Genomic DNA, 13,167 nt, shown 5'->3' with positions numbered 1-13,167 from the left:
TCTTGAGGCTCAGCTATCGCATCCGCCAGCGCGTCTTCTTCTGTGTACTCTGGCAGCTCAAGATCCGTAAGGTCTCTCTCGTCTTCCTTTTCTTCTTCTAGAGGAGGCTCGTTAATTGAAGCAAGTGCATCTTCTTCACTAAATTCAGGTAAGGCTTGCTCGTCAATCGCTTCAAAACTTTCTTGAGCAACAGGCTCTGACGCCGCTTCTTGAGGCTCAGCTATCGCATCCGCCAGCGCGTCTTCTTCTGACTGCTCTGGCAGTTGGACTTCGGAAAGCTCGCTCTGTGACTGTTCTTCTAGCGATGGCTCATTAAAGGAAGCAAGGAGATCTTCTTCTTCGAACTCCACTAACTTGTCATCGTGGAGCTCCTCAACATGGTCCTTTGCCGATGATTCTACTGAATTGGTTTGAAGCGGCTCAACATCAGCTTGGCTTGGTTCTTCGTCTTCCAGCTCACCAATGTCCCAGTCTTCATCTTGTGGAACTCCAAATTCGTTAGGGCTGACTTCTGGTTTGCTAACCTGTGCGGGTTCTATTTTTTCCGGGGATGTCGAGCTGCTTAGAGGTTGCTCCTCATTCGGCTTCAGATCCGGATAACTTGCCCCTTCAATTTCTGGGTTAAAATCAAATGAGTCGTCGATAAATTCTTCATCGATGTCGCCATCAACCACTCCCATCTGTTCATCATCCAGTAGAGGATCTTTTTCAGGAGCGGCACTTAGCAGATCGTCAATGAAGATGTCGCTGTTAAACTCGGAATCTTCAACGCTATCGTTTTCATTATCCAACAACTCGCTATTTTGCTGTTCGGTCTCTTCGATATTCTGAGCATGCTGCTCGATTTCCAGCAACTCTTCAAATAATGCCGTACCATCTTCTTCAGCGAGACTATCCTTATCTTCAGCACCTTCTTGCTCTTGGTCTGCCTTTTCAAACTCAAGTGATTCAGAACCATTGTCAGTAAATAGTTCGTCCAATAGCTCTGTACTATTCTCATCCAGCTCGGTTTCAATGTCGGATTCCGTAGTTTCTTCACCCAATAACTCATACAGAGTTTGATCACCAGTGAAGTCAACATCATCAATATCTTCTTCGCTCGAAGCGATGTCTTTATCGGGCTGCACAAGTTCTTCAAGTAAGTCGGTGCTTTCCGATAAGTCTGTCTCGCTCTCTTCATCATCACCGAGTAGCTCATCGAGCAGTTCGACACTGTCACTATCAATTGCTAGGACGTCTTCATCTTGCTCTTCTAATAATTCATCCAGCAGCGCTGTTTCAGTGGAGGAATCAGTTTCTATTGAGGTGAGGTCAGATTGCGCTTCAATCGTTGCGAATAGATCATCAAGTTCACTATCCGACGCTAGCTCTGCTTCTTTTAAATCGAAGTTACCGCCGGTTTTTGCTAGCTCGGGCTCTTCTGAATCCAAGTTGAAATCATCTTCGGACTCATCCAATAATGAATCAAAGTCAAAACTATCATGATGATCGTCATCACTATTGGCGGCAAACAAATCGTCAAGTAGCGATTGATCTAAAGTATCGCTTCCGAGATCTTCAGCTTTCTCATCTCCAGCCAATAACGCGTCAATGTCGTCTTCAGAAATGGAATCATCATCATCGGATAAATCAAATTCTGTTTCGCCGTCATCTTCATCTAATAACGCTTCGTCTAAAGCTCGCGCCATCTCATCGAGACCGACAGCTTTTTCGTCAGCACCAACACTGATGCCGTTACTGCTAGCAGTCAAATCTTCTAAATCCGCAGCAAGATCACCATCATCGCCGATACTCGCAAATGGGTCTTCGCCATCTTCACCTTCGAGGTTGAAGTCTAAATCTGTATCGTCTAAATCGGCAAAAATGTCCGATTCTTGCTCAGCGTTGTCATCGATTTCATCATCCAGTGTGATGTCGTCACCAAATAACTTCTCACTATCATCAGACTCACCAAACAAGTCATCATCCAGCATTAAATCATCGTCAATATCTTCAAGGCTGCCAGCAGCCATTGGCGTTATGGGCTCTTGATTACCTTGAGTGACAACAGGCTGCTCCGTTGGCTTGGATCGGCGGCCAAGCAACATCACAACCAGTAAACCAATTAACAGACCAGGAATAAGGGCGAGAGCGGCGACCAACCAAGAGTTGGAAAGCAGTTGATCAAGTGCACTTGGTGCAAGCTTTTGCGCCTCTAGTGCTTTTCTACGTTCTTCATCAAGTAGCTTTTCAACTTCAGAGCGAATGCGGTTTTCGTCACCGAGTTCTCCTTTGAGTGCATCGACTTCAGATTGAACATCTGCCAGCATCAAACGTAACTTATGATTTTTCTCTTCAAGCGCCAGTAATTCAGTATCAGATTTCGCAACTTGTGTGCCAATATCTTTTAGCACAGGTTCACTCTTCGTCTTTTCAACAACTGGTTGAGCGACAGTAGAGGCAATTGTTTTTTCAGGCAAAGCTGTAGAAGCAGCAGTAACAGGCGCTGTTGGCTGCGCCGTATTAGCATTCAATTTGGCTTGATGCGCGGCCATGATATTGACCGCTTCTTGGGTGGGCGCACTATTTACCTGTGCCAATGATGGAACACGTAAGTTGCTACCCGGAATCAAACTGTGAATATTTTGATTTTCGAACGCCTGAGGGTTTAGCCGATAAATGGCCAGCAGGGTTTGTTGTACAGTGACGTTATTCGATGGGCGTAGTCGAGTGGCAATAGACCACAAAGTGTCGCTGTCTAAGGTTGGCCCAAAAAACGTCGATGGTTGGCTATTAGCCTGCTGAAGATTACGAGTTTGAGTGAGATTTTCTGAAAATTGAGGAGAAGACTGGATCTCACCATTCGGCCCAACCAGGCGAATGCTCTCGGCACTAACGATAGAAGTCTGAGTCACGGCAACCATTGCTATCGGCAACAGTAGACGCTGAAAAATTTGACGCATATAAGGCTCAGCTATGTGCTTGGAATAAATAAATACGATGATCTGTTTAATATATCGGATAACGCTAGCAAAACTATAGGACGCAAGGTAAAAAATGTGTCACGACTACGATAATCGCAGGAATCTCACACATTTTTCCCCGCTAAGTGAGCTTGCTCAGACAAAAACAGTACCATAATAAAAAGAAAGGCCAGCATTGGCTGACCTTTTTAAATAGTACTTAAGCTTACTCTGCGTCTATTTTTGCCCAAGTGTCACGTAGACCCACTGTGCGGTTAAAAACCAACGCTTCTGGTTTAGAATCTTTCGAGTCAGCACAGAAATAACCCATGCGCTCAAACTGATAACCTTGCTCCGCATGTGCCGACACCAAACTAGGCTCAACAAAACCATTAATTTTAACCAATGAATCTGGGTTAATGGTTTCGGCAAAGTTGTCAGCCGCCGCCGGGTTGGGAACGGTAAATAGGCGATCATACAAACGAATTTCAGCTGGCAAGGCTTTATCGGCGGATACCCAATGAATAACACCTTTTACTTTGCGTCCATCAGCCGGGTTTTTACCCAGAGTATCCACATCGTAAGTGCAGAATATTGTCGTAATATTGCCTTGTGCATCTTTTTCAATGCGCTCTGCTTTTATTACGTAAGCGCCGCGTAAGCGAACTTCTTTGCCTAGCACTAAACGTTTGTATTTCTTGTTGCCTTCTTCACGGAAATCTTCACGTTCAATCCACAATTCGCGAGTAAATGGAACTTCACGTTCGCCCATTTCAGGCTTGTTTGGATGATTTGCCAGCGTTAACGTCTCGACTTTACCCGCCTCAAAGTTTTCTATCACCACTTTTACAGGGTCAAGAACCGCCATGGCGCGAGGCGCATGTTCGTTTAAGTCTTCACGGATACAAGACTCTAACGAACTGAATTCGATCATATTTTCCTGTTTTGTCACACCTATGCGTTTGCAAAACTCACGAATCGATGCTGGTGTGAATCCACGGCGGCGTAAACCTGAAATCGTCGGCATACGTGGGTCATCCCAACCATCCACTAATTTTTCCGTAACCAGCTGGTTTAGTTTACGCTTAGACATTACCGTGTATTCAAGGTTTAAACGGCTAAACTCATACTGATGTGGTCGACAATCAATCGTGATATTTTCCAACACCCAATCGTACAGACGGCGGTTATCTTGAAACTCTAGGGTACAAATTGAGTGCGTGATCCCTTCCAAGGCATCCGAGATACAGTGGGTAAAATCGTACATTGGATAAATGCACCATTTGTTACCCGTTTGGTGATGCTCAGCGAAACGAACACGGTAAAGCACAGGATCGCGCATCACCATAAAGGATGACGCCATGTCAATCTTGGCACGTAAACACGCTTTGCCTTCTTCGAAACCACCAGCGCGCATTTTCTCAAATAGGGCTAGGTTTTCTTCAATGCTGCGATCGCGGTACGGACTTGGCTTACCTGCTTGAGTCAATGTACCTCGATATTCACGGATCTCTTCTGGACTGAGCTCTTCAACATAAGCCAGACCTTTTTGGATCAGCTCAACCGCGTATTGGTATAGTTTGTCAAAATAATCTGACGAATAACAAACATCACCAGACCATTGGAAGCCGAGCCATTTCACGTCGGCTTTGATTGACTCAACGTACTCCATATCTTCTTTTTCAGGGTTTGTATCGTCAAAACGTAAATTACACTGTCCCTGATAGTCCTGAGCAATACCAAAGTTTAAGCAGATAGATTTAGCATGACCGATGTGCAGGTAACCATTTGGCTCGGGCGGAAAACGAGTATGCACACTTGTGTGTTTGCCATCCGCTAAATCTTTATCAATGATTTGGCGAATAAAATTCGATGGACGAGCCTCAGCTTCACTCATCTATAGCACCTCAAAATTATTTAGTATCGTCAGAAGATTTTTCTGTATGTAAGAGCAGCAATGCTTGCAGAAACAGAAAGTTTGTCGCTAATGATCCACAATTATCCGCTCTTGCACAATAAAAAGTGGGCATTTCCTGCGATTATTTCAAGACATTGCCTTTTGTCTGGCTAGGCTAAGCAAAATTTCAGGCAAAGGGCGTAAGAAATAGACAAAAGCTACCGTTGTGGGCAGCCTTAAATTTGAATAGCGCTCATTTGATGAATAAGAAAAACCTCTGCATGAAGCAGAGGCTTTAAAATAACCTAATCATCCGTTGCGATTAAGACTAAGGAAGTTTCACGCTAGAAAGATCTTCGTTTGCATTGATAGACTTCATCTCACCAGCAACGATTTCAGCAAGAGGGCCTAAGATAACTTGTAGGTTATTAGTACCCAGTTTCACCACACCCATTGCACCCAATGCTTTTAATGTTTTCTCGTCGATAATGCTCATGTCATTGACAGATAAACGTAAGCGAGTGATACAAGCATCGATGTTAGATAGGTTGCTGTGACCGCCTAGAGCTTTAAGGTATTGTTTAGCGAGCTCAGAAGACTCTTTCGCGCCTGATACTTTGCTATCGCTGTCGTCATCTTCGCGACCTGGTGTTTTAAGGCCAAATTTCAAAATAACGGTACGGAAAATCACATAGTACAGAGCAAAGAACACAATACCTTGAACTATTAGCATGTACCAATTAACCGCCAGTGGGTTACGTGATGACAATACCATATCCACAAGGCCTGCAGAGAAACCGAAACCCGCAATCCACTGCATTGAAGCAGCAATGAATACTGATAGACCCGTCAATGCTGCATGCAGTACATATAGTGCAGGAGCAAGGAACATGAACGAGAATTCTAGAGGTTCAGTTACACCGGTAAAGAATGAAGCAAAACCAGCTGCAATCATGATAGAAGCAACTTTCTCTTTATTCTTCGCTGTAGATGTGTGGTAAATAGCCAATGCCGCACCAGGTAGACCGAACATCATAATAGGGAAGAAGCCTGCTTGGTACATACCCGTTACGCCTGGGATACCAGTACCCTCAGCGATAGATTTTGCACCACCTAAGAAGTTAGGAATGTCGTTAATACCCGCAACGTCAAACCAGAATACTGAGTTCAGTGCGTGATGAAGACCAACAGGGATTAGCAAACGGTTAAAGAACGCATAGATACCTGCTCCCGCAGAACCTAGACCTTGAATCGATTCACCAAACGATACTAGACCACCATAAACATGCGGCCATACATACATCAGAACGAAAGCGATAAAGATACCGGCAAACGACGTCAAAATAGGTACTAGGCGTTTGCCAGAGAAGAAGGCTAATGCTTTATGCAATTCTACAGTAGAGAAGCGATTGTAGATTTCAGCAGAAACAATACCTACTAAAATACCAACAAACTGGTTGTTGATTTTACCAAAAGCAGCAGGAACTGCGCTTGGATCAATACCTTGGATCTGTGCAACGGCTCCTGGAGAAAGCAAAGTCGTCACGACTAAGAAACCAACAAAACCCGACAATGCAGCAGCACCGTCTTTATCTTTAGACATACCGTAAGCCACACCAACAGCAAACAGTACAGACATGTTATCAATGATTGCAGCACCTGCTTTAATCAGGAATGCAGCCAAGGCACTGTTTGAACCCCACCCATTTGGGTCGATCCAATAACCAATACCCATTAGTATCGCGGCAGCTGGCAATGTGGCAACTGGTACCATCAACGCCTTGCCTACTTTTTGAAAGTATCCAAGAATATTCACCTTAAGTTCCCCCTATAGGATTTAGGATTTTTTGTATTTGGTTGAGCCACTTATTTTAGTCGCTCAATTTAGTCAAACTCAGTTTATGATATTAATTTTGCTCCGCAAATTAAAACCTTATCATTTGTGATCATAATCACCACAATCTGCCAAATACCAAGGTTTTTGCTAGCGAGATCATAAAACTTATTTTACAATTAAAAAAAATGGAAATTAGGCGATAATATTTGCCTGTTTCATCGTCGAATAGCATGTAAGCTAAACAACCCCGACTGGCTTTTTTCGTATAAAATGCAAACTATAACTATCAAATAACCCAGTCAAAACGAGCACTTAATTTTAATGTCATCCAGCATTGGCTGTTTGCTAGCAAGATAATTCGCGACCTAATTGAAGTAAGAAACGAAAGCACCGTACTGGCACATTCCACCTTTCATTTCGTCGCCTCGCCAAATTTATAAAGTATTGATAGATAAGGATTTGATGATTATGTACGCACTAACTAACTGTAAAATCTACACTGGCAGTGATGTGCTAGTTGACCATGCTGTGATTATCAACAACGAGTTGATTGAAGCGGTCTGTCCTATTGCGGATTTACCACAAGATATAGCGACACAAGATTTAAATGGTGCAAACCTAAGCCCAGGCTTTATCGACCTGCAATTGAATGGTTGTGGCGGTGTGATGCTGAATGATGAAGTAACGGCGACTACGATGCAGATCATGCATAAAGCCAACCTAAAATCAGGATGCACAAGCTTTTTGCCAACGTTAATCACCTCTTCAGACGAAGACATGCGCAAAGCGATTTCTGCCGCACGTGAATATCACTCTCAATATAAAAACCAATCACTGGGTTTACACCTTGAAGGGCCATATCTTAATGTGATGAAAAAAGGCATTCACAGTGTGGATTTCATCCGCCCTTCAGATGACAACATGATCGCCACTATGTGTGAAAATAGCGATGTGATTGCTAAAGTGACATTGGCGCCAGAGCACAACAATCCAGAACACATTGAACGTCTGGTGAAAGCTGGCATTGTGGTATCGATTGGTCACACTAACGCAACTTATACTGAAGCACGTAAAAGCTTTGAATCAGGCATCACCTTTGCCACACACTTATTTAATGCCATGACGCCGATGGTTGGACGTGAACCCGGTGTCGTTGGTGCAATTTATGACACCCCAGAAGTTTATGCTGGCATTATTGCTGATGGCTTTCATGTTGATTATGCTAACATCAGAATTGCTCACAAAATCAAAGGCGAAAAGCTTGTATTAGTGACCGATGCCACAGCTCCTGCAGGCGCTAACATGGATTACTTTATTTTTGTCGGTAAGAAAGTATATTACCGTGATGGTAAGTGTGTTGATGAAAACGGCACACTGGGCGGCTCAGCACTCACTATGATTGAGGCAGTGCAAAACACTGTTGAGCACGTTGGTATCGCATTGGACGAAGCTCTGCGGATGGCGACTCTGTATCCGGCAAAAGCAATTGGTGTGGATCAAAAACTAGGCCGAGTAAAAAAAGGTATGGTGGCGAACCTCACTGCATTTGATAGAGACTTCAATGTTCAGGCGACGGTTGTTAACGGACAATACGAGCACAATTGATAATGAATGGCGGACAAATAGGTAACGTAGATTTAGTCAAACAACTCAACAGCGCAGCAGTGTACCGATTGATCGACCTACAAGGTCCGATATCTCGTATTCAAGTTGCCGATGTGAGCCAACTTGCTCCAGCAAGTGTTACAAAAATAACCCGCCAACTTCTAGAACGCGGCCTCATTAAAGAGGTCGCACAACAAGCCTCTACTGGCGGACGTAGAGCCATCTCCTTAACAACCGAAGTCGCCCCTTTTCACTCTGTCGCCGTACGTTTAGGTCGAGATTACATTCAGCTCAGCCTGTATAATTTAGGGGGCAAAGAACTCGCGTCGGACTATCACGAGTTTCACTATTCTCACCAAACACAATTAATTGAGGGACTCCTTTTCCACCTCAATACCTTTATCAAACAACAGCAAGAGCGAATCGAACAGTTCATTGCCATTGGTATTGCCCTACCCGGCTTAGTCAACCCAGAAACAGGTGTCGTAGAATACATGCCCAACATTGCTATTGATGCACTCGCTTTAGGTGACATCATTCGTGATAATTTTCATGTTGAATGTTTTGTTGGCAACGACGTGCGCGGTATGGCGCTTGCCGAACATTATTTTGGTGCCAGCAAAGACTGTCAAGACTCTATCCTAGTCAGCGTTCACCGAGGAACTGGTGCTGGCATTATCGTCAATGGTCAAGTATTCCTAGGCTATAACCGTAACGTGGGTGAAATTGGTCATATCCAAATCGACCCACTCGGCGAACAGTGTCAATGCGGAAATTTCGGCTGTTTAGAAACGGTAGCCGCAAACCCGGCTATTATATCTCGTGTTAAAAAACTGATTGCTCAGGGCTATGAATCTAGCCTAGCGAATATAGAGAGCATTACCATCAATGATGTATGTGAGCACGCCAATCTCGGTGATGAGCTAGCAAAACAGAGCTTAATTCGAGTGGGTAATCAACTCGGTAAAGCCATTGCGATGACCATTAACTTGTTCAACCCACAAAAAGTGGTAATTGCAGGTCAAATTACAGCCGCTCAAGAGATCGTATTCCCCGCGATTCAACGAAATGTAGAGAATCAATCACTCAAAACTTTCCACACCAATTTACCCATAGTCGCGTCGCAGATTGATAAACAACCAACCATAGGTGCATTTGCTATGATTAAACGGGCAATGTTAAATGGTGTTTTACTTCAAAAATTACTTGGCGATTAAGCAACCGATTGAATTATAATAAAAGGCTGTGTCGTCATGACACAGCCTTTTTTACAACCAAAACATTATTTTTAAACCAAAGCATTACTAAAGGAATTTATGGAACTTATCCTAATTTCAACGGCTTTTTTCGCAGGGTTTATTGCCTTGAAATGCAATTTACCTCCGTTGGTTGGCTTTTTAGTTGCTGGGTTTGGCCTTAATGCTGCTGGCTACCACAGCAGCGATACCATTCTGACCCTAGCCGATCTAGGGGTTACCTTATTGCTGTTCACAATTGGACTTAAGCTAGAGATTAAAACCTTACTTGCGAGAGAGATTTGGGCTGGTGCCACGGTTCATAACCTCCTTTCGACAGGGATTTTCAGCATTGCTTTATTGATATTCAAATATTTAGGGGTTAGCTCTCTGGCCTCCATGTCAATTGAACAATTAGTTCTGCTTGGTTTTGCTTTGTCATTCTCCAGTACTGTTTTTGCGGTGAAATCACTGCAAGAGAAAGGAGAAATGAACGCGACATACGCCACTATCGCCATCGGTATTCTTGTGATGCAAGATATCTTTGCTGTCATATTTTTAACCGTCTCGACAGGAAAACTTCCTCATTGGTACGCTGCCACTTTATTGATCCTACCCTTTATGCGGCCACTATTTTACAAACTGCTCGACTGGGTTGGTCACGGTGAAATGCTTGTTCTGTTTGGTATATTTTTTGCCTTAGTGGTCGGAGCAGGATCATTTGAATTGGTTGGGATGAAACCCGATCTTGGTGCTCTGATTTTAGGCATGCTGCTAGCAGGCCATCGCAAAGCATCTGAGCTGTCAAAATCACTCTTTAATCTAAAAGAGCTGTTTCTCGTCTGCTTTTTCCTCAATATTGGACTATCAGAACAGCCCACAATGACTGGGTTTGCGCTCGCATTGTTGCTCTTACTGCTGCTTCCCATCAAAGGTATCCTCTATTTTTGGGTACTCAACCGCTTTAAATTCCGAGTGAGAACCTCACTGTTAGCCACCTTGTCTTTATTCAATTTCAGTGAATTCGGGCTGATTGTGGGAGGACTTGCTTTCAAAATGGGATGGATGTCGGGTGATATATTGGTCGCACTGGCCATTGCGGTATCCATTTCATTTGTAATCGCAGCCCCAATAAGCCGTAAAGGCCATGAACTCTATCAACATTCACGGCAATGGCTAAAAGAACATGCCGCTGAAAAACTCAACACCAAAGATCAATTAATTAATCCAGGCCATGCCCAGGTACTCATATTAGGGATGGGCCGCATCGGTACCGGTGCATATGATGAGTTGCGCTCTCGTTATGGCAAAATAAGTTTAGGCATAGAAGTCCGAGAAGAGGTTGCTCATGATCACCGCTCACAAGGGCGCAATGTTATTGCTGGTGATGCAACCGACCCTGATTTTTGGGAGCGTATTCTAGACACTGGTAATGTAAAACTCGTACTACTTGCTATGCCGCATCATCAGGGTAACCAAATCGCACTATCGCAGTTACAACACCGTAATTTTAAAGGACAAATCGCAGCCATCGCCGAATACCCAGACCAATTGGAATCACTATTGGAAAGTGGTGTTGATGCAGCATTCAACATCTATAGCGAAGCGGGTAGCGGTTTTGCCCGTCACGTATGTAAACAACTCCAACCTAATTTTACTAAACCGTAATAATGTCTAGGTAAGCCATCGCAATTTTTAGGTAAAACATTGTCATTTCTATGCCCAACTCAATACGGCCCCAGAGCTTAGTTGGGCATAATTTACCCACCATCGCTCAAAAATAGAAAACAAATAGAAAAAATTCATATAAAGTGAGCATTATTTAAATTACATTCACCAAGATACGTATTATGTGATATTAACGACACCATATGGTTGCTTTTTTTAACCAGAATGGCAAATTAGGTCCAACAGATTAAAAATCATCAAAAGGAAGTTGTATGTGTTCTATATTTGGCATTCTTGATATTAAAAGTGATGCAACAGCGTTACGCCCAATAGCGCTAGAGATGTCTAAAAAAATGCGGCACCGCGGCCCTGACTGGTCTGGCATCTATGCTTCAGAAAAAGCAATCTTGGCTCATGAGCGCCTTTCTATTGTCGGTTTAAACAGCGGCGCACAACCACTTTACAGCCCAAATAAAAAGCACATATTAGCGGTCAATGGTGAGATTTATAACCACAAAGAAATTCGTGCTCGTTACCAAGGCAAATACGATTTTCAAACCGACTCTGACTGCGAAGTGATATTAGCGCTTTATGCAGACATGGGTGCCGCGCTACTTGAAGAACTCAACGGCATCTTTGCCTTTGTGCTCTATGATGAAGAAAAAGATGAGTACCTCATCGGGCGTGACCATATTGGTATCATTCCTCTTTACCAAGGCCATGACGAACACGGTAACTACTACATTGCATCCGAAATGAAAGCTTTGGTAAGCATTTGCAAAACTATCAGTGAATTTCCTCCTGGTAGTTACTACAGCTCGAAAGAGGCAGGCGCACAGCGCTACTATATTCGAGATTGGAATGAATATGCGGCAGTCCAAGGCAATAGCAGCAGTAAAGAAGAGCTAAAACAAGCATTAGAAGCGGCCGTTAAGCGCCAACTGATGACAGATGTACCTTACGGTGTTTTGCTTTCTGGAGGATTGGACTCTTCAATTACGTCAGCCATTGCGAAACGTTACGCCGCAATGCGAATTGAAGATGATGAACAATCAGAAGCATGGTGGCCACAGCTTCACTCTTTTGCGGTGGGTTTAGACGGTGCTCCAGACCTTAAAGCGGCTCGTGAAGTGGCTGAAAAAATTGGCACTGTACACCACGAAATGACGTATACCATCCAAGAGGGTTTAGATGCTATTCGTGATGTTATTTACCATATTGAAACGTATGACGTGACGACAATTCGAGCCTCTACTCCGATGTATTTGATGGGGCGGAAAATCAAAGCTATGGGTATCAAAATGGTACTTTCCGGCGAAGGAGCGGATGAGATCTTCGGTGGTTACTTATACTTCCACAAAGCACCAAACGCGCAAGAATTCCACGAAGAAACGGTGCGTAAACTGCTGGCGTTGAACTTGTTTGACTGTGCTCGCGCTAATAAATCTTTAGCGGCTTGGGGAGTGGAAGGACGCGTTCCTTTCCTAGACAAAGAGTTTATTGATGTTGCAATGAGGCTTAACCCTGCTGACAAAATGTGTGGCAATGGCAAGATGGAAAAACACATTCTACGTGAGTGCTTTGAAGATTATCTGCCAGCCTCGATTGCTTGGCGTCAAAAAGAGCAATTTTCCGATGGTGTGGGCTATAGCTGGATTGACACACTAAAGAGTGTTGCTGAAGAAAAAGTTACCGATCAACAGATGGAAACAGCAAAATACCGCTTCCCATATAATACTCCAGCGACAAAAGAAGGGTATGTTTACCGCGAGATCTTCGAAGAGCTGTTCCCGTTAGAGTCTGCTGCACAATGCGTTCCTGGAGGTCCTTCTGTAGCTTGTTCTTCCGCCAAAGCAATAGAGTGGGATGAATCCTTTAAAAATTGTATTGACCCGTCAGGCCGAGCTGTCAAAGCGGTGCATAATGAAGCGTACTAACCAAAACGCTGGCTAATAAAGCAAATAAAAGGCGCAAAATGCGCCT

The 13,167-nt window shown here is 43.8% G+C and carries 7 protein-coding genes; 4 read left to right on the top strand and 3 right to left on the bottom strand.

Annotated features, from left to right (window positions below):
* The 3 genes from AACT18_RS05240 to nagE all read right to left on the bottom strand — a co-directional run.
* On the bottom strand, nt 1–2,942 hold a 2,942-nt coding region (locus AACT18_RS05240), incomplete at its 3' end, for a FimV/HubP family polar landmark protein (protein WP_094146639.1).
* Nucleotides 2,943–3,168: 226 nt separating this feature from the next.
* Nucleotides 3,169–4,839, bottom strand: coding sequence for a glutamine--tRNA ligase (gene glnS, locus AACT18_RS05235; protein WP_088732089.1), 1,671 nt, complete (start codon nt 4,837–4,839; stop codon nt 3,169–3,171).
* A gap of 328 nt (nt 4,840–5,167) precedes the next feature.
* The gene (nagE, locus tag AACT18_RS05230) at nt 5,168–6,655 is read right to left on the bottom strand and encodes an N-acetylglucosamine-specific PTS transporter subunit IIBC (protein WP_013857296.1); all 1,488 of its coding nucleotides are present in this window, start codon (nt 6,653–6,655) and stop codon (nt 5,168–5,170) included.
* A gap of 489 nt (nt 6,656–7,144) precedes the next feature.
* Here nagE and nagA point away from each other — a divergent pair, with 489 nt between their 5' ends.
* The 4 genes from nagA (at nt 7,145) to asnB (ending at nt 13,121) form a co-directional block, all read left to right on the top strand.
* Entirely contained in the window at nt 7,145–8,281 is a 1,137-nt protein-coding gene (nagA, locus tag AACT18_RS05225; protein WP_094125755.1) for an N-acetylglucosamine-6-phosphate deacetylase, read from the top strand.
* Nucleotides 8,282–8,283: 2 nt separating this feature from the next.
* Nucleotides 8,284–9,498: a DNA-binding transcriptional regulator NagC gene (nagC, locus tag AACT18_RS05220; protein ID WP_026028126.1), complete on the top strand. Its 1,215-nt coding sequence runs from the start codon at nt 8,284–8,286 to the stop codon at nt 9,496–9,498.
* Between the two features lie 99 nt (nt 9,499–9,597).
* Nucleotides 9,598–11,184 (top strand): cation:proton antiporter family protein, encoded by a 1,587-nt coding sequence (locus AACT18_RS05215; protein WP_017045500.1) that lies wholly within the window; start codon nt 9,598–9,600, stop codon nt 11,182–11,184.
* Nucleotides 11,185–11,456: 272 nt separating this feature from the next.
* Nucleotides 11,457–13,121 (top strand): asparagine synthase B, encoded by a 1,665-nt coding sequence (gene asnB, locus AACT18_RS05210; RefSeq protein ID WP_017045499.1) that lies wholly within the window; start codon nt 11,457–11,459, stop codon nt 13,119–13,121.
* Nucleotides 13,122–13,167: the final 46 nt, after the last annotated feature.

This window comes from Vibrio sp. V04_P4A5T148 (assembly GCF_963875605.1).
Lineage (GTDB): Bacteria > Pseudomonadota > Gammaproteobacteria > Enterobacterales > Vibrionaceae > Vibrio > Vibrio anguillarum.
This window is presented reverse-complemented; position numbering and strand designations above follow the sequence as displayed.

Coding starts and splice junctions, on each gene's coding strand:
- glnS (WP_088732089.1), bottom strand. CDS start 4,839: ATGAGTGAAGCTGAGGCTCGTCCATCGAATTTTATTCGCCAAATCATT.
- nagA (WP_094125755.1), top strand. CDS start 7,145: ATGTACGCACTAACTAACTGTAAAATCTACACTGGCAGTGATGTGCTA.
- nagC (WP_026028126.1), top strand. CDS start 8,284: ATGAATGGCGGACAAATAGGTAACGTAGATTTAGTCAAACAACTCAAC.
- AACT18_RS05215 (WP_017045500.1), top strand. CDS start 9,598: ATGGAACTTATCCTAATTTCAACGGCTTTTTTCGCAGGGTTTATTGCC.
- asnB (WP_017045499.1), top strand. CDS start 11,457: ATGTGTTCTATATTTGGCATTCTTGATATTAAAAGTGATGCAACAGCG.